The 22,002-nt window shown below is 56.3% G+C and carries 18 protein-coding genes and 2 pseudogenes; 11 read left to right on the plus strand and 9 right to left on the minus strand.

Annotated elements, in window-relative coordinates:
* Together ACEN2J_RS18400 and ACEN2J_RS18405 are read left to right on the plus strand one after the other, a co-directional pair.
* The coding region (locus tag ACEN2J_RS18400) for an IS630 family transposase (protein WP_442107886.1) at nucleotides 1–734 on the plus strand (734 nt) is incomplete at its 5' end.
* 576 nt (nucleotides 735–1,310) lie between these two features.
* Entirely contained in the window at nucleotides 1,311–1,688 is a 378-nt protein-coding gene (locus ACEN2J_RS18405; protein WP_442107888.1) for a pyocin activator PrtN family protein, read from the plus strand.
* Between the two features lie 1,104 nt (nucleotides 1,689–2,792).
* Here ACEN2J_RS18405 and ACEN2J_RS18410 read toward each other — a convergent pair.
* From ACEN2J_RS18410 to ACEN2J_RS18440, 7 genes and pseudogenes are all read right to left on the minus strand, one after another.
* Nucleotides 2,793–2,872, minus strand: a pseudogene (locus ACEN2J_RS18410) (transposase); the annotation flags it as partial.
* An 18-nt stretch (nucleotides 2,873–2,890) separates the two neighbouring features.
* Nucleotides 2,891–3,958, minus strand: a complete 1,068-nt coding sequence (locus ACEN2J_RS18415) for a quaternary amine ABC transporter ATP-binding protein (RefSeq protein ID WP_442107890.1) — start codon at nucleotides 3,956–3,958, stop codon at nucleotides 2,891–2,893.
* 12 nt (nucleotides 3,959–3,970) lie between these two features.
* Nucleotides 3,971–5,008, minus strand: coding sequence for an ABC transporter permease (locus ACEN2J_RS18420; protein ID WP_442107892.1), 1,038 nt, complete (start codon nucleotides 5,006–5,008; stop codon nucleotides 3,971–3,973).
* A 171-nt stretch (nucleotides 5,009–5,179) separates the two neighbouring features.
* Complete coding sequence (locus tag ACEN2J_RS18425) at nucleotides 5,180–6,151, minus strand: ABC transporter substrate-binding protein (RefSeq protein ID WP_442107894.1); 972 nt, start codon at nucleotides 6,149–6,151, stop codon at nucleotides 5,180–5,182.
* A gap of 388 nt (nucleotides 6,152–6,539) precedes the next feature.
* Nucleotides 6,540–6,847: pseudogene (locus ACEN2J_RS18430) on the minus strand (integrase core domain-containing protein); the annotation flags it as partial.
* Nucleotides 6,848–7,031: 184 nt separating this feature from the next.
* The gene (locus tag ACEN2J_RS18435) at nucleotides 7,032–7,427 is read right to left on the minus strand and encodes an ABC transporter permease subunit (RefSeq protein ID WP_442107896.1); all 396 of its coding nucleotides are present in this window, start codon (nucleotides 7,425–7,427) and stop codon (nucleotides 7,032–7,034) included.
* Between the two features lie 411 nt (nucleotides 7,428–7,838).
* Nucleotides 7,839–9,698 carry a heavy metal translocating P-type ATPase gene (locus tag ACEN2J_RS18440; RefSeq protein WP_442107898.1) on the minus strand — a complete coding sequence of 620 codons (1,860 nt, stop codon included), beginning with the start codon at nucleotides 9,696–9,698 and terminating at the stop codon, nucleotides 7,839–7,841.
* A gap of 469 nt (nucleotides 9,699–10,167) precedes the next feature.
* On the opposite strand from ACEN2J_RS18440, the gene ACEN2J_RS18445 reads away from it, so the two are divergent.
* The 4 genes from ACEN2J_RS18445 (at nucleotide 10,168) to eda (ending at nucleotide 13,962) form a co-directional block, all read left to right on the plus strand.
* Nucleotides 10,168–10,932 (plus strand): hypothetical protein, encoded by a 765-nt coding sequence (locus tag ACEN2J_RS18445; RefSeq protein WP_442107900.1) that lies wholly within the window; start codon nucleotides 10,168–10,170, stop codon nucleotides 10,930–10,932.
* 80 nt (nucleotides 10,933–11,012) lie between these two features.
* Nucleotides 11,013–11,837, plus strand: coding sequence for a hypothetical protein (locus ACEN2J_RS18450; protein ID WP_442107902.1), 825 nt, complete (start codon nucleotides 11,013–11,015; stop codon nucleotides 11,835–11,837).
* Between the two features lie 134 nt (nucleotides 11,838–11,971).
* Nucleotides 11,972–12,775, plus strand: a complete 804-nt coding sequence (locus tag ACEN2J_RS18455; protein WP_442107904.1) for an outer membrane protein — start codon at nucleotides 11,972–11,974, stop codon at nucleotides 12,773–12,775.
* Between the two features lie 548 nt (nucleotides 12,776–13,323).
* Nucleotides 13,324–13,962 carry a bifunctional 4-hydroxy-2-oxoglutarate aldolase/2-dehydro-3-deoxy-phosphogluconate aldolase gene (gene eda, locus ACEN2J_RS18460; protein WP_442107906.1) on the plus strand — a complete coding sequence of 213 codons (639 nt, stop codon included), beginning with the start codon at nucleotides 13,324–13,326 and terminating at the stop codon, nucleotides 13,960–13,962.
* Between the two features lie 178 nt (nucleotides 13,963–14,140).
* Here eda and ACEN2J_RS18465 read toward each other — a convergent pair whose 3' ends face one another.
* Both ACEN2J_RS18465 and ACEN2J_RS18470 read right to left on the minus strand, forming a co-directional pair.
* Nucleotides 14,141–14,413, minus strand: coding sequence for a hypothetical protein (locus ACEN2J_RS18465; RefSeq protein ID WP_442107908.1), 273 nt, complete (start codon nucleotides 14,411–14,413; stop codon nucleotides 14,141–14,143).
* A gap of 37 nt (nucleotides 14,414–14,450) precedes the next feature.
* A complete protein-coding gene (locus ACEN2J_RS18470) occupies nucleotides 14,451–17,231 on the minus strand; it encodes a glutamine-synthetase adenylyltransferase (RefSeq protein ID WP_442107918.1) in 2,781 nt (926 codons plus the stop codon).
* Nucleotides 17,232–17,488: 257 nt separating this feature from the next.
* Here ACEN2J_RS18470 and ACEN2J_RS18475 point away from each other — a divergent pair, with 257 nt between their 5' ends.
* The 5 genes from ACEN2J_RS18475 (at nucleotide 17,489) to ACEN2J_RS18495 (ending at nucleotide 21,689) form a co-directional block, all read left to right on the plus strand.
* Entirely contained in the window at nucleotides 17,489–17,920 is a 432-nt protein-coding gene (locus ACEN2J_RS18475; protein WP_442107910.1) for a DUF2852 domain-containing protein, read from the plus strand.
* 71 nt (nucleotides 17,921–17,991) lie between these two features.
* Nucleotides 17,992–18,435 carry an RDD family protein gene (locus ACEN2J_RS18480; RefSeq protein WP_442107912.1) on the plus strand — a complete coding sequence of 148 codons (444 nt, stop codon included), beginning with the start codon at nucleotides 17,992–17,994 and terminating at the stop codon, nucleotides 18,433–18,435.
* Nucleotides 18,436–18,564: 129 nt separating this feature from the next.
* Entirely contained in the window at nucleotides 18,565–19,443 is an 879-nt protein-coding gene (locus ACEN2J_RS18485) for an arginyltransferase (protein ID WP_442107914.1), read from the plus strand.
* Nucleotides 19,443–19,826: a VOC family protein gene (locus tag ACEN2J_RS18490; RefSeq protein ID WP_442107920.1), complete on the plus strand. Its 384-nt coding sequence runs from the start codon at nucleotides 19,443–19,445 to the stop codon at nucleotides 19,824–19,826. The genes ACEN2J_RS18485 and ACEN2J_RS18490 overlap by 1 nt, the downstream gene beginning before the upstream one ends.
* Nucleotides 19,827–20,087: 261 nt before the next feature.
* Complete coding sequence (locus tag ACEN2J_RS18495) at nucleotides 20,088–21,689, plus strand: FMN-binding glutamate synthase family protein (protein WP_442107916.1); 1,602 nt, start codon at nucleotides 20,088–20,090, stop codon at nucleotides 21,687–21,689.
* Nucleotides 21,690–22,002 lie beyond the last annotated feature (313 nt).

Below are 22,002 nucleotides of genomic sequence, written 5' to 3' on the forward strand. Positions count from 1 at the left end.
TGTCTCGCAACAACAAATCAACCAGATACGCCGCCAACCTTCAAACCGCCCAAACACCAGATTCAGTCATAGCTCTCTGCAATCGGCCATCTGCTCAAGCGCCTTGGTTTCACGCACAAAAAAAGTCGCTGGTTGCCAGCGAGCGCCGCAATGCCAAGGTAAGGCGTCGACGCGAAGATTGGTTCGCACACCGCTTGCCCGCCATAGCGCGGATGCCGGACCGTGTTGTTTTCCTTGACGAGACAGCGGTCAAAACCAACCTCACCCGACTGCGCGGGTGGGGGCCGCGCGGCGAACGCCTGACAATGGATGCGCCTTTCGGCAGTTGGGGTACGCAGACCCTCATCGCAGGCTTGACCCACGACACCCTCATTGCACCCTGGGTCATCAAGGGAGCAATGGACGGTCCTGCATTCGCTGCATATATCCGCGAAGTCCTGATCCCCGAGATCGCGCCCGGCACCGCAGTGGTTCTGGACAACCTCGCCACCCATCGCAACAAAGAAGCCACAGCCGCGCTCAAGGCACATGGCTGCTGGTTCCTCTATCTGCCACCCTATTCGCCGGATCTGAACCCAATTGAGCTGGCTTTCTCAAAGTTGAAGGCCCACCTAAGACGCATCGGTGCGAGATCCTTCACCGCTGTATTCCACGCCATCGGCGACATCTGCAAAATGTACTCCCCACAGGAGTGCTGGAACTACTTTCTGGCCGCTGGGTATGCCTCAGGTTAAATTAGAAAGGCTTTAGCGTAGGATTTTGCACTCTCCGGCATCAGACCCCTGGAAGGCAGAACGCTCAATCTTTGGATCGATCGGATCAATGGAGACGCGCCTTGGGGCCCAAATGATCCGACAGGCGAACGTCAGGAAGCCAAGGGTTCTGCAATCTACGGGAATAAGAAGGACATCATCGACCTCCCATCCCAGAGGCTTGGTCCAACGTAGACTGCGACGTTGGCGCTATTATATCAGAATAGCGTCAAACATGGCAAAAGCCTCAAGGCCGTTTGGGTAAGGTTCTTTTCCGTTTCATGGCTTTTTGATTTCTTCGTTTCTTGGTTTTTAAGAGCGAAGCAGTTTTTTGGTTTTTTCAAAGACCAAAGATAAAGTGATTCTGTTTTTGGGTTTTTGCACAGGTCAGAAAATACGGATTTTTGGGATTTTGGGTTTTGGAATTTTTATAGATATTATTTTGTTTCAGGTTCGATTTTTTGTATTGGAATTCAATTTTCCGATACCCCGACTATCCACAAAAATCAGAGATTCTACAGCCTTTTCAGGCATTTCGTCTAACCAATGAGGACTCGCGTGCTCTATATTACTTCTCAGCAACTCAACTCTAACTTAGTGCAGCAAAACGGAACTTTTGCCATGAAAACGCTCTTCCTTTTAATGGCTCGCTATGAAGCCCGCCCGTTTCTGCCCATAGATCTTGTTCGCGAGGACTTTTTCGACGGCATGTCGCGCAAGGTCTTTCTGAGCAAGCTCGAGAGCGGTGAGATCCGCCTTCCCTTGACCCGACTGGATGAAGGCCAAAAAGCGGTCAAAGGGATTGTGATCCAAGATCTGGCCATTTTCTTGGATGCCTGTAGCTCGACGGCACGCAAAGAACTTGCTCGTAAACGCACGATAACGCGCAGCCCCTTGCAATTTATGTCTGAATGTCTCGATACTGAACTAAATTAAGAATGAATGTTTACTGCGGATACATTTCAAGTGATCTTTTCAAGCACTTTCTCCGAGTGTCGTAGTGAAATCCGGAAGGCGGGCCAGTCAGTTGTGGTTTTTACCAACACCACTTCTAATACTAGCCGGAGCAGCGACAGCACCACACTTGCCACCCCATTGAACTACCGTCTGTGTTGGGCTGCAAAAAGGTCTGCGGCAGAGCATTTCGATCATGCAAATAAGCCTCTTGCTGACTAAATGGCCAAAATAAAATAGTCCACCCGCAGTGCAAGCCATCCAATTCAGTAGTCCAACGGTAAACCTCAAGAGGACTACTGATTTTATGAGTTTAAATTCAATAGCTTACAAGTCAACCCGTCCAATCCATCATCGGGGCAACGGAGAGGCGATGTGACAGATTACTGTCTGTTTTTATTAATGTTTTTGGCATTTTAATAGTCATACACGCTTGCTCGTTTTAAGCTCATTTTTGCCTGTTTCAGCCCGTTTCGTTATACAGCATGACTCCGATTCATACATAGGAGAGCGGAGTCATACGATGGCAACCATAGTTGAACGGACCAGAAAAGACGGGTCAATTGCGTATGTAGCCCAAATCACACGCCGCGCCCATACCCTCCAAAAGTCGAAGACCTTCCCGACTAGAAAAGCTGCGACTGCGTGGGCAAAGAAAGCTGAAAAGGAAATTGACGATGCGATAGCAGCGGGAAATGATCCCTCCCCTGCGACAGCGAAGAAGATCATACTGGGCGACGCAATCGATATCGTCCTCGGTTCGTCCGTGGGTAAGGCGCGCAAGGCGAAGTGGCAGGCAACGCGCTCGATGGCAGCAAGACTCCACAGGCGATTACGCCTTCCGGCATGAGATTGAACGACTGGCACCACGGTTGTAAGGACCGGTTCTTGCTGGCGAACCTGCTTGAGGACTATTGCCCTGACCGCGTCCGCACCTCTGGGGGCGAAGCGGCTGGTCACGTGCAAACTGAATGCCCATTTGAGCACGAGCACACCTCTGAGGGTGGCACAGGCACAATGGCGATCAACTGAATCGACAGTCAGAACGATTACTGGACTTGGTTCTGCCATACCTGCCGTGCAATGCATGACACCATATTTGGCTTTAAATTTTAGAACGACGCAGGGCTCAGGCCATGTCTCCGGCACACCTCAGATGTCGGAATTCTTCAGCTAAGTTACTTTTAACCGCTGCGACGGGCGCTTTCTGGATCGTCAGATTGCGCCGAGGGGACGAGTGCGCGAACCAGTTTGCGCATGTCCAACACGCCAACCGGCTTGCCATCCTTCATCACACGATAGCTGAGAGCGGTGTCCCCTCCGGACAAGGCAATCACAGATTCCAGATTGTCGTTATGGTCGATTTCGCCAGCCCGTTCGCCCGATGCGTCTGGTGTGCGCGTCATCACAGACCGGACACGCAGCACGCGTGCACGGTTGATATCGCTTACAAAATCTTCGATGTAGGGATCGGCAGGGTTCAGTAAGATATTTTGCGGCTCGCCCTGTTGGACGACAAAACCGTCCTTGAGGATCACCAGATGATCCGCCAGTTTCAGCGCCTCGTCCAGATCATGCGTGATGAAAACGATGGTCTTTTGCAATTCTGCCTGCAATTCGTTTAACAGATTTTGCATGTCTGTGCGGATCAGCGGGTCAAGCGCCGAAAACGCCTCATCCATCAGCATGATGTCAGAGTTGCTGGTCAACGCGCGGGCGATGCCCACCCTTTGCTGCATCCCGCCTGACAGTTGATGGGGGTACTGCTCGCCCTGCCCTTGCAGCCCGACACGGTCAAGCCATTTGCCCGCCTCCGCCGCATATCTGCGCTCGTTTTGGCCTTCGATGGATGGCGCAAGACCTGCGTTTTGCAAGACTGTACGATGCGGCAACAAGGCAAATTTCTGAAATACCATCGACATTTTGTGCTGCCGCAGGTTGCGCAGCTGCTTTTCATTGTACTCCAGAATGTTCTCGCCATCGACCCAGACTTCGCCTGCCGTCGGCTCGATCAGGCGGTTAAGGTGGCGGATCAGCGTCGATTTCCCAGAGCCTGACAGCCCCATGATCACGGTTGTTTTTCCGGCGGGCACATCGACATTAATATCGTTCAGGCCAAGGACATGACCGTGCTTTTCCAGCAACTCGGTCTTGCCCATCCCGTCTTTGATCATTTCAAGGGCGGGTCCGGGATTATCCCCAAAAATCTTATAGAGGTTACGGATCGAGATTTTAATGTCTGTATCGGTCATATCTGGCACCCCTTACCGCGACTGGCTTACATTGATGCGGGCAAGTGCCGCCTTGGTCACGCGGTCCAGAATGATCGCAAGAAGAACGATACCCAAACCTGCCAACAAACCGACGCCAAGTTCCAGCGACCTGATGCCGCGCAGAACCAACACACCCAAACCGGGGGCCGAGACAAGCGATGCGATAACGACCATGGCAAGGCTCATCATGATGGTCTGGTTAACGCCCGCCATAATATTGGGCAGTGCCAGCGGGATTTCCACGTTGAACAGTTTTTGCGTTTTGGTCATGCCAAAGGCGTCTGCGGCCTCGGTCACGTCTGGGTCTACCAATCGGATGCCTAAATCCGTCAAGCGGATCACCGGCACGATGGCATAGAGAATGATGGCGATTCCGTAAAGTTTTGGCTCGGTTACCGAGAACAAAAAGATCAGCGGGATAAGGTAAACAAATGGCGGCAAGGTTTGAAGCATATCCAAAACGGGGATCATGCCACGCTGCAACCGGTCACTACGCGACATGGCAATGCCTATTGGTACGCCGAGCAACACACATATCACCGCACAGACAAAGATAATCGCCAAGGTCTGCATCGTGTAATCATAGTAGTCGACAAAGGCGAGGAACCCAAAGCACAACGCGACCAGACCAGCCAGTTTCACCGACTGGCTGACCGCCCAAGAAATCAGCATCAACAGCGGGATCATGATGAACCACGGAACCGCCTGCATCACCCAAAGCGCCTCATTCAGCGCCCAGCTGAGCGGTTGTGTCAGCGGGTCGACGACCACTTTCAGGCTGTCCTTGATCGACATGAAGCCTGACTCCAACCCGCTGGTCAACGCGCGCGACTGGGGAAATGATGTGCAGGCTTGATGCAACTCATCCATAGACGGAAACGGTGTTTCCCAAGGCGTTTCCACGGCGGCCTTGCCGGATGTTTTCGCCAACAGATCCGCCATGGACGTCATCCCGCCGCCAGCATCACCGCTGTTGCCACACCAGTTGCGCAGACCAAGCCCATCGAAAAGAAAATCATACGTCGCCATCAAGCCCTCATCAGGGCCCACGATTGCGGCCCTCTTTCATATAGTCTCAATCATTGAGATGCCGGATCGCGCAACGCTGGCCTTTGGCCCGTCTGTGCGTCCGGCGCGCGCCATCAAGGCGCAATCAGTCTGGTCAGGGGCGGTGCAATTCACACCGCCCCGATCCGTTTATTACTGCAACAAGGCAGTCAGCTTTTCTTTGGCTGCATCATTGATCCAGCTGCTCCACACGTCAGGATTATTCTTCAGAAAATAAACCGCCGCTTCCTCATTGGTTGCGCTGTTTTCTTGCTTCCAGGCCAAGATCTGGCTCATCGTTTCCGTCTTGAATGTCACCTTGCTCATCAACGCGGCAATATCAGGATGTGACACCATGAAATCCTTGGTCACAACCGTCAGAACGGGTGCTGCGGGGAATGCCGACGGCTTGGGATTGGCTGCATCGGCATTCTGATTTGCCTGATGCGTCGCCTCATCGTATGCGCCCAAATCAACACTCGTCATGTCGAACATGCCGAGGGGGGTCGTTGGACCCCAATAATAGCCAAACCACGGCTTTTCATCCTGATAGGCAGACGCCATCGAGGTTGCCAGCGTCTCGCCAGAGCCATGATTGAAGACCTTAAAGCCCGCACCTTCAAGGTCAAACGCGCGAATGAGGTTATCATTCACAATGCGGCAGCCCCAGCCATCAGGACAGTTGTTGAACATGCCGCCAACCAGTTCAGGGTTGGCCATCACACCTTCGATGGTCGCAAGCTCTGGATGGGCTTTCACCAGATAGGTCGGCAGCCACCAGCCCTCAACACCGCCCGGATCAAGCACTTGCCCCAGTTCTTCGATCTTGCCATCGGCTTTCAGCTTTTCATACGCCTCGCCCGCCGAGTTGACCCACAGCTCGGTGACAATGTCGGGCTCGTTGTTTTCAGACAGCGATGTAACCGCTGGCGTCGTGTCGGACGGCACCGCTGTGACATCGCAGCCATAGCCTTGTTCCATCAAAAACTTCGATACTGTTGTGACAATGGCCGCTGAATCCCAATTCATCTGGGTAATCGTAACTTCGCCGCATTGTTCCTGCGCCAAAGCAGCCGTGGGGGCCGCAAGTACAACAAATGCAGCACCGCAAATAAAGCGTTTCATATGGCGTTTCTCCTTCAAATTTCTAGTAGTGCCGGGTGACACCAGATGTGCACAGCCCGACAAAAGCCCATCAACGTCGCAATCGCGATCCAAGCGGCTGGTCCGCTACCTCATACAAAAAGATGCTGGAAGGTCAATTTGCGACACATTAAGTCGCTTTCAACCCATACCTAAGGGAAATGCAGTCGAAGTGCAACCGAGCGGTTCTATGCTCAATTTGTTGAATGAACTCCCCGCATTTGTTTTAAAGGTTATACCAGCGCGCATCGTTGGATCTGAATTGCCATTTTTTCGGCATCTGTCGCTTTTGGCAAGAAACTGGCCGCTGTTCACAACCTAAGACACTGCGGTGCCAAATTGGCGACCAGCCCCCCCGAGGCTCGCTAATTCATAACGAGAGTTCGCGGGTCTGGGTTTCGTATTCCTCGGTTTTGTTTTGGGCAAGCGCGTCGCGCGCGGAGCCCTCAAATTTCTCAAGCGCCCGACGGTTGCGGGCAGCGGTTTGCAAAGCAAACTGTGAGAGGGTGCTTCAGCAGGTGTTTGGCTTCCCAGCGATGAATGCGGTCTAACGTTATTGCAATCGTATCGCCAGACGGCCAGCTTTCGACGGGAAACATCTAAAGTGTCTAACATCTCCTCATTCAGCAGCTCGTCTTTCACGCTGCCGTTGAAGCCCTCGATGAAGCCGTTCTGTCGCCATGTCTGCGGCACAGTCCTGCCGTCGGCATTCCAGCTTCCTGCTCCATTCCAGCTTCCTGCTCTTTGATCACCACGATAATCTGCGCCTCAGCAAGACGACGACTCTGTCAAATTTGTCTGCGCTTTCGAAGCTTGAGCAAACTCTACATTAAAGTGGGGGAAGTTTCGGGGGGCAGGTCAATCACGATCGCCCCCGCAACGCCCCCCCCCCGATGCATAGACCTATCGCCACGATGGCTGGCCCCAGCGAGTTGCGCAGAACTTGGCGGCGGGTAATCTGCCCCTGCGGCACGCCCTTGGCCCGGGCCAGATCACCAAAATCCTCGCGGCGTGTCGTGTTCATAGACGTTTGCAACAGCCGCGCCACAACGGCGGCTTGCGGCAAGGCAATCGCGAAAGCGGGTAGGATAAGGTATTGTAACCCAAACCAGAAATCCTTGGTCAGACTGACATCGCCCAAGACGGGCATGATCGGAAAGATGATGCCCGTCTCGGGCGATGTCAGGAACGGCGGCGTGGCCAGACAGATCGTCGTGAGCATATCCAAAACTGCGCGCCCGATGCGCGAGCGTGACATCCTCCAGCGGGAAGATCGCGCCGCCAGCGGCCTCAATCGTATACATCGCGTTGCGGGTGAATTCGACCGTATCGCCGGGCGTCATGCTAATGCCTACTTTGGCACGCCCCGAGCGTAGCGCCGAAATGGTGGCCGCCGGATCGCCGATGATCGCAAATTCGATCTCGTCGATCTTGGCGGCTTCGCGTCACGGTAGCCTTCATAGCGCTTCAGTAAGATTTGCGCGCCGGGGGACGAGCTTGCAAAACGGTAAGGGGCCAGTGCCGATCACCTGCGAACCGTCTATCCGCAAGGTGATATCGATGGGCAGGCCGTCATCGACGATGTTCCAAGCGGTCGCCAGTTGCGGCTGCGGCTGCGGCTCAAAACTCGCAGGGTCAGAAACGGTCAGCCGGCAGAATTATTGTTGCGCTATTCCTGCCCACTGATTGCGTCATGCGGTTTAATCCAGAGTGCGCGCAACGCGTTTAGGATGACGGCCACGTCAATCACCTCTTGCAGCAGCGCGCCCTGAACCGGTGTCAGGTAGCCAAAGGCCGCAGCGATCATGCCTGCAACCGACAATCCGATCCCCGCGACGACGCTTTCGACAGCGATGCGTCTGGCGCGGCGCGCGACTTCTATCCCCACACCAAGCCGGTCGATCCGGTCCACCAGCAGCACGACGTCGGCGGCCTCGGCTGCGGCAGCCGCACCCCGCGCGCCCATCGCAACACCCACATCCGCCGCCGCAAGCGCGGGTGCGTCGTTCACACCGTCGCCGACCATTATCACAGGGCCGTTCTTGCGCTCGGACAGCACAAGCAGCACCTTCTGATCCGGCGTCAGCCCCGCTCTCAGCGCATCAAGCCCGAGCCCCTCGGTCACGCGCTCTGCCACCGCAGCGCGGTCGCCTGTCGCCAGCAGAATGCGTTGAATCCCCTCGCGGCGCAGCCCAGCAAGCATGTCGCTGATGCCCTCGCGGAGGGGATCGGCCATAACCAGATGACCGGCCAAATGGCCATCGACCGCCACCGCGACAAGAACTGATCCTGCTGCACCGACCGGCGTATCCCCCAAGGGCCGCCCGACACGCTCCGCCACAAAGTCGGCCCCGCCGACGACAACCTCATGCCCGTCGATGCGACCAACCACCCCTTCACCAGGGATTTCAGCAACATCCGAAGGAACCGGCAAAACGAGGCCACGCGCCTTTGCCGCCGCGACAATGGCCTGCGCAACAGGGTGTTTTGACGCCTGATCAAGTGCCGCGGCAAAGCGTAGAATTTCGTCTTCTCCCATGCCATCACGGCTGTCGATCAAAACGATCTGAGGTCTCCCATCCGTCAGGGTGCCCGTTTTATCGAGGATAAGCGTCCGAACGCGGGCCATCGTCTCAAGCGGGCCTGCGCCCTTGATCAAAACCCCGAAATGCGCCGCGCGGGACAGGCCCGCAACCAAAGCGACCGGTACAGCAAGGATCAGAGGACAGGGCGTCGCCACGACAAGAACCGCCACCGCCCGGATCGGATCGCCCGTAAACCACCAAGCGGCAACGGCGATTGCGATGGTCACCGCCAGAAAGCCCAGAGACCAACGGTCAGCCAACCGCGCCATCGGCGCCTTGGAACGCTGCGCTTCTTCGACCAGCCGTACAATTCCGGCATAGGTGCTTTCTTCGGCAAGGCGCGTCGCGGTCAGGTCAAATGGCTCGCCTGCGTTGGTAGAACCACTCATGGCCTCTGCCCCGCGCAACAGGCGCACTGGCAGCGATTCACCGGTCATGGCAGAGGTGTCGACAAAGGCACCTTCTGATGCAACCAGGCCATCCACCGGCACAACATCACCCTGCCGGATGAGCAGCAGGTCACCCAGCTCGATGTCCCCCAACGGCACATCCTCAAGCCCGCCATTTCTGTGGCGGGTTGCGGTGCGGGGCACGCGCGACAACAGGTCGTGCATCTCGCGCCGGGCGCGCCCCTCGGCAAAACTTTCAAGAAATGTCCCGCCAGAGTACATGACCGCGACGACGGCTGCGGCCAGCGTTTCGTCAAACGCAAGCGCGGCGGTCATCGACAACGCCGCGACGATGTCCAACCCGACCTCGCCCTGCCAAAGGCTGCGCAAAATCTCAACCAGCAGGGCCACCAGAACCGGAACAACCCCGACGAACCACGCAATGCCCGCCATTTCGACCCTACCGGCGACATATAAGGCAATGCCGGACAAAAGCCCCGCGACCGCAAACAGCAGCAGACCTGTCTTCAACCTGTCAGAGCTGGCGTGTTGCATTTGGTTCTACTCCCCTTGGCACGGCTGGTCGCTGCAGAGGTTGCGAAAAAGCTGCGCCCGCCCTGCCCCATATACTCGGCTAATCATCCCGTAATCGGAAGTTGGTGTCGAGGGTTAGCTTTGGCGTCTTCCTGCCATTCGTTACACCCTGATCGAAGGTTGGCTTTGGGGTATGCGTGATGTCCTGCATGCAAGGCGTATTTTGTTGAAAACCCCTTGTTGAGTTGCGCGCCAGTCGCTGAGTCAATTGCCCTGTTTGCCAAACACCGATCACTGCTATCCATCGACCGGCCAATTTCGCCGCCGATCAAATCGCACCCGTTTAGTTGCAGCTGCACAAATTTTGGGGCCGTTGCCCGAAAAATTTTCGATCCGTGAAAAACAACATTCAAAAATTGATATGTATCAATGTCTGACCCCGGAATCATGAGAAATATCGTCTTGTCAATCACTCCCGAAAGGAAAAAATATGACATTTTTTAAATCTTCTGACCTCAATAAAATGACATCAGCGGTTTCTGCTTTGGCTGTTTGCGGGGTGCTTGTTGGCGGTTTGGTTACACCCGGGGTTGGTGCCTTCAGCGGCGCAGCTTTGGCACAAAGTTCCGGCGCAGGCAACGATAATGGCGCAAATGGTTCCGGCGGCCAAGGGTCGCAATCGGGTCAAGACAACCAAGGCGCTAAAGGCAGCGGCCAAGGCGGTCCCGATGCGTCATCTGATGGCAAAGGCCCGCAAGCGAGTGCGCCATCCGATACAACAACCGGCGGCAAGCCCGCTTGGGCCCAAGAAGGCATTGAAGAGGTTGAGCTGGGTCGTCTAAGCGTTGCACGTTCGCCAGATCAGGTTTTGGACCGTGCCTATACCGAGGCTTTGGCAACGATTACACCCGAAATCGTTGCATTCTACAGCCTGTCGCTGGATCAGATGATCGACGAGCTGTCACTGAACTGGGACAACGTTACTATCTATGATTCGCCCCTGCAAAACCTTGCTTTGTTGAAAGACTCTCTTGACGGCACATCCGGTCTGATTGCCGAAGGCGTGACCAACAGCAACGACACTTTGCTGGCGGTATTTCTGGGCGTCGCCTCTGACAAAGTCTTGCCGATTACTGCGGCCACTGTGACGGCTGTCACAACCATTCTTGGGACGCCAATCACCGGGGATGCAGCCATCGCACTGGCAACTGATGCCGAAGCAATCCGCATCGCCGTATTGGCTGGTCACGGCTGATAAACACTGCTGTTGCCCCTGCAAACTGCGGGGGCAACGCCCACGGCCTTGTGCCGGCACTGCAATCAGGAGGAACTCAAATGAGCAATAAACAATCGGCATCCAAAAAATCCGCTTGGACGGGCATTTCCGTCCTCGCCGTTCTTTCGGTCATGGCGGCAGGCGCTGTTATCGCCCCGCCATTGTTGCATTCCATGACAGCCAGCGCGGAAACGCATAGCACCGAAGGCGAAGAAGGTCATTCCAGCGGTGGAAAGAGCGGAACTGCTGGCAAGGGTGGCAGTGCTGGCCACGACAGCGAAACACATGATGACTCTGAAAGTCATGAAAGTGGCGGCACAAAGGGTAATGATGGCGAATCCGGTGCCGAAGGTGACGGAAAAGGCGGTAATTCCGGTGCCGAAGGTGACGGAAAAGACGGTAAAGGTGCCAGCGGAAATACGGGCGCAAAACCCGTATGGTCAAAAGATGGTCTTCCCGAAGTTGAACTTGGTCGCCTGAATGTTGCCCGGTCCCCCGATCAGGTGCTGAGCCGTGCCTATGCCGAGGCTATGGCAACCTATACGCCCGAAATGGCCGAGTTCTATAAGCTTTCGCTAACCGATATGGTTCAAGAATTGTCCTCGAACTGGGATAATGTGGCCCTTATCGACTCGCCGCTACAGAATTTGGCGATGTTGAAAGAAACGTTGAATGGCACGCAGGTGTTGGGCGGTATCAACTCCAAAGATACGTTGATGGCGGCCTTTCTGGGAACCGCGTCTGATAAGACAGTTCCGATAAGCACCGATACCGTCATTGCGATTACAGCGATCCTTGGCGAACCCGTTACGGGCGCTGCGGCCATCAAACTGGCCGAAGAGGCCGAGAAAATCCGTGTCGCGATCCTCACAGGACATGGGTAATATTTGCAACACTTGGATGCGCGCAGCAGGTTTTACTTGCTGCGCGCATTGACCCGTGTGAAGGGCCGTGCAAAGTGTTATTCACAAAATACAATATATCCTTCACAAATAGACACTACTAACTGGGGTTTCATATGGCCTACATTCCGCGTTCAGTTTCAGTTTCAGTTGCGACAGCCTGTTTTCTGGTATCTTCATTCGCAGCGCCTTTTGCGTCAGCGCAGGAAAGTGCCTTTGCCAGCTTGCCCACGGCAAGCGTGACCTATGGCCCCTACGCTCGTTTCGAACTTGGGGCGGCCCGTAAATCTGTTAGTGGCGGCTATTGGCAGCCACCCGGCTTTCCGAATGACCCGCAGGTCAACTTTGATCTGGACACTGGCAATTCAAGTTTTAAGTCGATTGCGTATGGCTATGATTGGCAGAACGGGTTTCGGGGCGACATTTCGTTGTCTTCGACAGGCTCGACCAAGGTTTCAGGGCCATGCCAAAGCGCGTCCAACGGTTCTTCGTGCTCAACCCACGCGGACATCACCAACGCATCGGTCAGTACAACCGCACTGATGGGCAACTTGTTCTATTCGCCGATGGAACAGCGCGGCTCCAACTCGGTCTTTCAGCCATTTGTTGTTGCGGGGATTGGCCTTGCAAGAAACAAGGTTGGAACTTGGACACGTGACAATGGAGGCCTGCGCAGCTTTGAAGGTGATACGAACACTGACGTTGCCTTTTCAGTTGGGTTTGGCGCATCGATGCAAGTGACACGTCCGGGCAAATGGCCCGTCATCATCGAAGCGGCTTGGCGGTACTATGATTACGGCACGGCCAGCGGCAGTTCAACGCCCTTGGATCTGGGGGCAGAACCGGTAACCCCACTGACGTTCGAAAACAGAGAACAGGTCATCAGCCTTGGCGTGCGGATCCCACTTAAGCGCTATTAAGGCATGTAAGCTGCGGTTTCTCGCAGAACATTGGGTTTGACGAGCAATAGCTTTTACCGAAGGCCCCATAAGGTGTTTTACCCTTGTGGGGCCTATCAAGTCTGTAGAAACAGCCGAACCGCCCCCAATTCGCCAACTTTGCATCGATATCTCCTTTTGTAGCCGAGCCGCCGATAGACGCCTTAGCCGTCAGGTCTGTGCTATCACTCAACCTTCCCATTCATCTGCGGCCTGCGGCGCAAAATCACCAGCGGCCCTGCCATCGCGTTGACCTTATCCGAAAAACAGGGGCTTTTCCTTTTATCGGTGTCCTGTTTTTCGTTCTGAATAGACCCAGACATGCCCTGCAGACCTGCCAGACCACGTCAGGCAGAGGCTGGTCATACCGCTTGGCTTGGCATTGCCAAGGTTTTGCGCGTACAAACTCATCAGCGACGGCCCTGTCTTTATGATAGACCTTTGGCTCTGTTTGCGCTAGCAATCGGGCGATCTTGTAGGCGCATTGAGCCTGCATGCCCCGTCTTTCTTATCGTTAAGGAAATATGACCATGACCCCCGCAGAGCAATCCATTCGCGCCGCCGAAATTTGTCTTTTGGCCCCCGTTGTCCCCGTTTTGGTGATTGACGATGTCAGCAAAGCCCAAGGTTTGGCCAAGGCGTTGATTACCGGCGGTTTGCCCGCTTTAGAAGTGACCTTGCGGACCGCAGGCGCCTTAGAGGCTATTCGCGCGATGGCCGATGTTGAAGGCGGCGTTGTCGGTGCAGGCACCTTGCTGACGCCTGCCGATGTGAAAGCGGCCAAGGCTGCAGGGGCCAAATTTGGGGTGTCGCCAGGGGCCACGCAAAAGCTGCTGGATGCTTGCGCCGAATATGAGCTGCCCTTGCTGCCCGGTGCGGCCACCGCAAGCGAAGTGATGGCGCTGTTGGAACAGGGCTATACAGTCCAGAAATTTTTTCCCGCCGAGGCCGCGGGCGGCGCACCGATGTTGAAATCCATCGGTGGCCCAATTCCACAAGTGCGCTTTTGCCCAACGGGTGGCGTTAGCCTGAAAAATGCCAATGATTACCTTAGCTTGCCAAACGTGATGTGCGTTGGCGGCTCTTGGGTTGCCCCTGCGGCGATGGTGGCTGCGGGCGATTGGGCCGGCATCACCGCACTGGCCGCCGAAGCCGCCAAACTTTCCTAAGCATATAATGACTTGCCTGCCCCATATGGGGGCGGGCAAAGGCGGGGCAGCTAGAACCGCTCAGGCAGATTGGAACCAACCTGCACACGCCCATCTTGCCCCGATGAAGTGTAGAACTAGGTTTGGTCCCGTCGCGTTTTGCGCTTGGTCTATAGGACCCAACCCCAAGCAAAACGCATCAATACCCTTCCACCCGCGCGGCCCGACCGCCTCGGCGTTTGGGCTGGCTTGGCGCTTCAAGTGCGGCGTTCAGCACGGATGTCATCGGGTGGTCCGCATGTGCCGCGCCATAGGTGGCCAGCAAATGCAGCAGTGGCGCGCGAGTCTCGGCATCGACTGGCAGGCTTAGCGCCCAATCCATAAAAATAGACCGGCATTCGCCAAGCGTGATTCCCTCGATCAGATAGCTTTCGCGGATCAGCCCCTTTGGGTCGGCAAGTGTCAGGTCCATTATGTCCATTTCTGCCCGCAAGGGCCCATTATTCGCGTTAGGATGCGGCATAAAGCCGGTTGATAACGGTTTCCGCCGCCGCCAACACCTCGGCCAGTCGCAGCGCCAGTGCTGCCTCATCGACCTGCCCGGTTTCACGCAGCAAAAATGCGCGTGCGCCAATCCCGAGACTGTCCATATCCAACGCCTTATCTGTCAAAAGCCGCGACCCCGCCTGAAGCCGCCAACACAGCCTGTAGGAATCCAGCAAAGCCTGCTCATCCGATTGCGACAGGAATTGGCGTTTCACGCCAGCCCGCAGCTGCGCCTCGACCCGCCGCGCGCCGTCGCCTGCCAGCAAGGTACCCGTCTGTGCGACGAGTTCAATATCCATCAACCGGCCCGGCCCGTTTTTGGCATCCCACGCGCTGCTGGCGGGTTTGGCGCTGGCCAGCCGCGCGCGCATCTCGGCAACATCCGACAGCACGGCCTCCCCCCCGGCCTTCGTCGTCAAAACCTCACGCCGTAGCGTTTCAAACTCGGCCCGCAGGTCAGTGTTGCCCGCGATGGGGCGCGCGCGGGTCAGGGCCAGATGCTCCCACGTCCAAGCTTCAGTCATCTGATAGTCACGGAACGAATGGATCGAGGTCGCCACCGGACCTTGCCGCCCCGAAGGCCGCAGCCGCATATCGACCTCATACAGCCGCCCGTCCGCCATTTGTGCGGTAACGGCAGTCACCATAGCTTGGGTCAGTCGGGCAAAATAAGGGCGGATCGCCAACGGTTTGCGGCCTTCGGAATACTCGGCATCACCCGCGTCATAAATCACGATCAGGTCGAGGTCTGACCCCGCATTCAACCGCCCCGCACCAAGGCTGCCCATGCCCAGCAAAATCGCGCCGCGCCCTGGTGGTGGGCCATATTTCAACGCAAACTCGGCCTCGACCACCGGCCAGATCACCGCCAAACTCGCCTCGGCCAGATCGGCGTATTGCTTGCCCGCCTCAAACGCGTCGATCAGCCCGCGCAGGTGATGCACCCCGATGCGGAAGTGCCATTCTTTCATCCAGCGGCGTGCGGCATCCAGTTTACGCTCGTAATCCGGTATCTCGGCAAGCTTGGCCGCCAGCCCCGCCGTCAGCACACCCAAGCTTGGCCACGCGTCAAAGAAACTGCCCCCAATCACCGCGTCCAAAACCCCGCCATTGCGCGACAGATATAGCGCCAATGCGGGTGACGTGGCTGCGATATCGACAATCAGATCAACCAGTTGCGGGTTCGCCTCAAACAATGAGAAAATCTGAACCCCCGCTGGCAGGCCTTTGAGGAAGCCATCAAAGGAAATCAACGCCTCATCAGGGTGGGCGGCGCGTTGCAGACGTTTCAACAGGCCAGGCCGCACCCGGCGAAAGATGGTGCCAGCGCGTTCCGAGCGCAGTGCCGGATAGCTATCCCACCCCCGCACAATATCGCGCGCGGTATCAGAAAGTTCGGGGCCATCTTCGGCCTCGGCGGGGGCAAAAAAGCCTTCGGTCAAATGGTCAGTCCGCGCCAGACGGTCGAGCAAATCGGCACGAAACCCAGCAACGTCCTGCCCGCAAAACGCAGCAATCCGCGCGACCCCATCGGCGGTGGCAGGCATGTCATGGGTCTGCGCGTCATTCACCATTTGCAGCCGGTGTTCTACCTCGCGGTGGGCACGGTACAGCGTGATGAGCTCTTCGGCGGTCTCGGTTGGTATCCAGCCTTTTTCCGCCAGCGCCGTCAGGCTGGGCACGGTTTCGCGCCCGCGTAAATCGGGGTCACGCCCACCGGCGATAAGCTGTCGCGTCTGGGTGAAAAACTCGATCTCGCGGATGCCGCCCACGCCCAGTTTCATGTTATGCCCCTCAACCACAATCGGGCCATGCAGGCCACGGTGATCGCGGATGCGCAGGCGCATGTCATGCGCGTCTTGGATGGCGGCAAAATCGAGGTGCTTGCGCCAGACAAACGGTGTTAGGGTTTTCAAAAACCGCTCACCCGCCGCCAGATCGCCCGCGCATGGCCGCGCCTTGATCCACGCCGCGCGTTCCCATGTGCGGCCCACGCTTTCATAATAGCTTTCGGCGGCCGCAAACGACAGGCACACCGGCGTCACTGCCGCATCAGGGCGCAAGCGCAGATCTGTACGAAACACATAGCCATCAGCCGTGCGATCGCCCACGAGCGCCGCCATCTTGCGCGTTACGCGGATAAACGCCGCCCGCGCCTCGGTTGCGTCATCGGGGTAGCGGCTTTCATCAAACAGACAAATCAGGTCGATGTCAGAGGAATAATTCAACTCTCGCGCGCCCATCTTGCCCATGGCGAACACCACCATGCCAGCGGCGGTCGCGGCATTTTCAGGCACAGCGCCGGGAATTTTGCCGCGCCGGATTTCTTCGGCCACAAGGCGTTGCAGCGACAAATCAACCGCGCGGTCAGCGAGGTCGGTCAACGCGCCTGTCACCGCCTCAAGCGGCCAAACCCCGCCCAGATCGGCCAGACCCGCCAGCAAGGCCACCCGCCGCTTGGCCCGCCGCAGGCCTGCGCCAAGCACATCAAGCGTGAGGGCATCCAACGCGGCCAATTCGCCAGCCAGTGCAGTTTCCGGCGCCTGCACCAGCGCGCCGCGCAGCCATTCGGCCTCGCGCGCCATTAAATCCGCCAGATACGGGCTGCACCCCGCAGCGCCGCCCAAAAGCGTGGCCAGTTCGGGTGAAACATCGGCAAAGTCAGTGCAAATGTCGGCCGCCGCCTTTGGGTCAAAGGGCATGGGCGAGCGTGTGATGCGGGAGGCGAAATTATTATGTATCATTGGCGCAGGATGACGGTTGGTGCAGGTCTGGTCAACGATAAACGCGCGGGATGATTGCGACAAATGCAGCCCGACCGATCGTTTTTCATGCAAGAGTATTGTTTTATATCAGTCTATTATCAGAAATGCCTGCGTTCCGTGCGTAAAAAATGTAAACTTCTTTAACATAGCCGCTTGAAAAGCCCACATCGAATAGCAATCTTGGTAATGTGAAGCGAATAAACATACCATGAAACCCAACCCACGGAGAGCGCATTATGTACGACACATCGACCCACAGCCCCCATTGCGGCATCACCAGCTGGCCGCGCCGTGCGGAAAGCTGGCTGGATGATCGGGGCAAACCTGCCTGGATCGCCGCCATGGTTCTTGGCTTTATCTTCGTCTGGCCTGTTGGCCTTGCAATTCTTGCTTATATGATCTGGAGTAAACGCATGTTCAATCGTTCCGCTTGCCGCAGCCGTCGCCACAGCCACGCGCCTTGGAAAACCAATTACAGCGGGAATTCGGCCTTTGATGCCTACCGCGATGAAACCATCCGTCGGCTTGAGGATGAGCAAGGCGCGTTTGAGGCCTTTTTGAAACGTCTGCGCGATGCCAAAGACAAGCAGGAATTCGACGCCTTTATGGATGAGCGTGCGAAATCCAACAGTGCCGATGATACTGCCAAAGACGTATCGGCCTATTAACCCAATGGGCGGCCTTGCGGGGCCGCCCGCACTTGCCACAAAGGCCCCTCTGCCACAAAGGACCACCCCAGATGTATGCCAGCGCCCTGCCCGACCCCGAATATCAGCCCGAGTTTTACCAAGGCGTGCCAACAAAACGTGGCATCGCTTGGGTGATTGATACGATCCTGACGGTTATGTTGACCGCGATGATCGTGCCTTTCACCGCCTTTACGGCGCTGTTCTTTCTGCCCGCGCTGTTTATCATGGTGAACACAGCCTATCGCTGGATCAGCCTTGCCAGCAGTTCGGCCACGCCAGGGATGCGGGTGGCCGCGATAGAGCTGCGCCGCGCCGATGGCCGTGCCTTTGATACGAGTACAGCGTTTCTGCATACCTTGGGCTATGTGGTCAGCATGGCGCTGGTTTTGCCGCAGGTTTTATCTGTCGTGATGATGATTTTAACCCCAAAAGGCCAAGGCCTGACAGATACCGTGCTGGGCAGCGTGGCGATAAACAAGACCGCGCGATACTAACCACCTCGGGCAGTATTGGCCAATTTAGGGCAGAAAGCGGGTAATCTGGGCCAAAGCGGCAACTCTTTGCTTGGCGGCGCAGGTTTGGCTTGCTAACTTAGTCGAAATATTCACGATATTCGGATATCGATGCGACACACGCTTCCCCTTGCGCCGCAGTTTTATGTAACTGCGCCACAGCCTTGCCCATATCTTGATGGGCGGATGGAGCGTAAGCTGTTCACGGCTCTGCAAGGCGAACATGCGCAAAAGCTGAATGATACGCTGTCCAAGCAAGGGTTTCGCCGGTCGCAAAACGTGCTGTACCGGCCCTCTTGCGCCGAATGTTCGGCCTGCATGTCGGCGCGTATCCGTGTGGCCGATTTCAAACCCTCGCGCACACATCGGCGCATTTTGCGCCGCAATGCGGCCCTGCGGCGCAACGCGACCAGCCCTTGGGCCACTGAAGACCAATTCGCCCTGTTTCGCCGCTATCTTGATTATCGCCATGCCGAGGGCGGGATGGCCGATATGGACATTTTTGAATTCGCCGCGATGATTGAGGAAACCCCTATCCGCAGCCGCGTGATCGAATATTCCGAGTCAGAGGGCGACGGGCCGACAGAGATTTCAGCCGTCAGCCTAACGGATGTTTTCGATGACGGCCTTAGCATGGTCTATTCCTTTTATGACCCCGATTTGGCGGGCCGGTCTCTGGGCACGTTCCTGATCCTCGATCACATTGAAATCGCGCGCGCTGCGGGCCTGCCTTTTGTCTATTTGGGCTATTGGGTGCCCGGCAGTAAAAAGATGGGGTATAAGGCAGGCTTTAGCGGGCTTGAAATTTTCAAAGCCGGCCAATGGCAGCCGATGGGCGACCCCGAGAGCCATAAAGCCCAGCTGACCCCCCTCTCGGTCGAGCCGATTGCCGAGCAGGTTGCCAAGATTAGCCTGCCGGATGGGCGCGCGCCCAAGGGCACCCCGACCGACCTGCCCCAACCGCCGACCGACCCTTCGGTGATGGGATGATCCAAGCGATCGCAGCCGTAGCGCTGGTGGTGCCCGACTATGATGCGGCGATTGATTTCTATGTGCGGGTGATGGGATTTGATCTGGCCGAAGATGTTGATCAAGGCCGCAAACGCTGGGTTCGGGTATCGCCAAAAGGCGGGCATGGGGCCTCACTTATTCTGGCCCGCGCCGAGGGCCAAACACAACGCACGGCAATTGGCAATCAGGCCGGTGATCGGGCTTTTCTCTTTCTGGAAACCGATGATTTTGACCGCGATCACGCAAATTTGCTTGCCGCAGGTGTGGAATTTGAAGAAGATCCACGGGATGAGGTTTACGGAAAAGTCGCCGTTTGGCGCGACCCGTTTGGCAATCGCTGGGATCTTTTACAGCGCAAATAGTGCGGCCAAATCGCAGACGGAAGGCTGCCTAAAGCCATGTATCAAAACGGAATTTTATGCCTAATTGGACAGATATGGCTGCGCAACCCGATACTTTTCCGCTTTGAAACTCTGCCCAATCGGCGACCGGCTTTGCGATTTAAGATGAATTGCACCGAAATTGCCTTGGTGATCGACCTTTTGCCTTAGGCACGTTAACCTTGTTTTAAACGAAGGCTGCAAAGATCAACGCGCAGCCTGCCGGATAAATGAAAGGCGTCTATGTTCCCGCTACGATATTCCCCTCTTGCAATAGCTGTGCTTTGCGTGCCGATTGGCCTTGCTGTGGCGCAGTACCATCCGATTTGGGGTGGGCTGATTACCGTTTTGGCGATGGCATTTTCGGCGCTGGGGGCGTTTGACGTGATGCAGCCCAACAGTTCGGTGCTGCGCAACTATCCTATTTCGGCGCGGCTGCGGTTTTTGCTGGAAACCTTTCGCCCCGAAATCCGGCAGTATTTCGTTGAAAGCGACCAAGATGCGACGCCGTTTTCGCGTGAACAGCGGGCGCTGGTGTATCGCCGCGCCAAAGGGATTGACGGATTGCGCCCATTTGGGACGCAGCTTGACGTCGAAAAGATTGGCCATGAGTGGATTAACCACTCGATGAAGCCATCGCATTTGCCCAATCAGGATTTTAGGGTGACGATTGGCGGCGTGCATTGCACACAGCCCTATTCCGCGTCGGTGCTGAACATTTCCGGCATGTCCTATGGCGCGCTGTCGCCCACAGCGATTGAGGCGTTGAACCGTGGGGCGGCGACCGGCGGCTTTGCGCATACAACGGGCGAAGGCTCAATCTCGCGCTTTCACCGTGCGGGCGGTGGTGATTTGGTATGGCAGATCGGCTCGGGTTATTTTGGTTGCCGCGACCCGGACGGCAGCTTTTCCGAACATAAGTTTGCCGCGAATGCAGGCTCGGACCAAGTGAAAATGATTGAGGTAAAGCTAAGCCAAGGCGCCAAACCCGGCCATGGCGGCATTTTGCCCGGTGCCAAGGTAACCGAGGCAATTGCCGAGGCGCGGGGCGTAGAGGTCGGCGAAGACTGCATCAGCCCATCATCACATTCGGCGTTTTCAACCCCCTTGGAACTGTGTACGTTCTTGCAACGTTTGCGGGATTTATCCGGTGGCAAACCCGTTGGGATCAAGCTCTGCATCGGACATCCGTGGGAATGGTTTGCGCTGGCCAAGGCCTTTGCCCAAACTGGGCTGACGCCAGATTTCATCACGGTTGACGGGGCCGAAGGTGGCACCGGTGCCGCCCCCGCCGAATTTGCCGACCATTACGGCGCACCCCTGCGCGAGGGCTTGATGCTGGTGCACAACACATTGGTTGGGCTGGGTATTCGTGATAAAACCAAAATTATCGTTTCTGGCAAACTGATATCGGCCTTTGATATTTGCCGTTTGTTTGCGCTGGGGGCCGATGCCTGCAACATGGCACGCGGGTTCATGTTTGCGATTGGCTGTATTCAGGCGCAGGTGTGCCATAACGGTAAATGCCCGACAGGTGTGACCACACAAGACCCAGGCCGCTACCGCGCCTTGGTGGTGGATGAAAAATACCTGCGGGTGGCTAAATTTCACTCCAACACCATGCACACCCTGAAAGAGGCCATTGAGGCAAGTGGTTTGCAGCATCCAAGCAATTTGACGCCGCATCATTTGATGATCCGGGTAAACAGCCGTGAGGTGCGTTCGGCCGCAAGCCAGTACTTGTGGTTGGATCAAGGCGATTTGATGGGCAACGATGTGACGCATCCGGCCTTTGCCAAATATTGGGACCATGCAACTGCCGAGAGCTTTGCTTTTAATATGTAAGCTCGGTTCGGTCACTTGCGCGGCGCTATGTGGGACAAGGTGTTACACGTATTGAAACAAACCCTCCCGCGCGCAAGTGTGGGTAAGGATTCTGCCGAAGACACAGCGACAAGCGCCATTTCAAGCTGCACGATTCAAGTGCTGCGGGCGCGCCATCGCAAAGTCGCGAGGCGGGGTAAACATGCTATATTCGTAAAAAAGCAAAAACCCACCCAATTCGTAAGCGTTTCCTGCCTCTTGCAGTTACCCATAAGTGTCTGGCGGCGACGTTGCGATGCGGGCTCCCTCGACGAGATCGGCTAGGCGTGAGAAG

Source organism: Pseudorhodobacter sp. W20_MBD10_FR17, assembly GCF_052119765.1.
GTDB lineage: Bacteria > Pseudomonadota > Alphaproteobacteria > Rhodobacterales > Rhodobacteraceae > Pseudorhodobacter.

Excerpts from the sequence above, each read along its gene's own strand:
- ACEN2J_RS18415 (WP_442107890.1), bottom strand. The coding sequence starts at position 3,958 with ATGACCGATACAGACATTAAAATCTCGATCCGTAACCTCTATAAGATT.
- ACEN2J_RS18420 (WP_442107892.1), bottom strand. The coding sequence starts at position 5,008 with ATGGCGACGTATGATTTTCTTTTCGATGGGCTTGGTCTGCGCAACTGG.
- ACEN2J_RS18425 (WP_442107894.1), bottom strand. The coding sequence starts at position 6,151 with ATGAAACGCTTTATTTGCGGTGCTGCATTTGTTGTACTTGCGGCCCCC.
- ACEN2J_RS18435 (WP_442107896.1), bottom strand. The coding sequence starts at position 7,427 with ATGTCACGCTCGCGCATCGGGCGCGCAGTTTTGGATATGCTCACGACG.
- ACEN2J_RS18440 (WP_442107898.1), bottom strand. The coding sequence starts at position 9,698 with ATGCAACACGCCAGCTCTGACAGGTTGAAGACAGGTCTGCTGCTGTTT.
- ACEN2J_RS18445 (WP_442107900.1), top strand. The coding sequence starts at position 10,168 with ATGACATTTTTTAAATCTTCTGACCTCAATAAAATGACATCAGCGGTT.
- ACEN2J_RS18450 (WP_442107902.1), top strand. The coding sequence starts at position 11,013 with ATGAGCAATAAACAATCGGCATCCAAAAAATCCGCTTGGACGGGCATT.
- ACEN2J_RS18455 (WP_442107904.1), top strand. The coding sequence starts at position 11,972 with ATGGCCTACATTCCGCGTTCAGTTTCAGTTTCAGTTGCGACAGCCTGT.
- eda (WP_442107906.1), top strand. The coding sequence starts at position 13,324 with ATGACCCCCGCAGAGCAATCCATTCGCGCCGCCGAAATTTGTCTTTTG.
- ACEN2J_RS18465 (WP_442107908.1), bottom strand. The coding sequence starts at position 14,413 with ATGGACCTGACACTTGCCGACCCAAAGGGGCTGATCCGCGAAAGCTAT.
- ACEN2J_RS18470 (WP_442107918.1), bottom strand. The coding sequence starts at position 17,231 with ATGATACATAATAATTTCGCCTCCCGCATCACACGCTCGCCCATGCCC.
- ACEN2J_RS18475 (WP_442107910.1), top strand. The coding sequence starts at position 17,489 with ATGTACGACACATCGACCCACAGCCCCCATTGCGGCATCACCAGCTGG.
- ACEN2J_RS18480 (WP_442107912.1), top strand. The coding sequence starts at position 17,992 with ATGTATGCCAGCGCCCTGCCCGACCCCGAATATCAGCCCGAGTTTTAC.
- ACEN2J_RS18485 (WP_442107914.1), top strand. The coding sequence starts at position 18,565 with ATGCGACACACGCTTCCCCTTGCGCCGCAGTTTTATGTAACTGCGCCA.
- ACEN2J_RS18495 (WP_442107916.1), top strand. The coding sequence starts at position 20,088 with ATGTTCCCGCTACGATATTCCCCTCTTGCAATAGCTGTGCTTTGCGTG.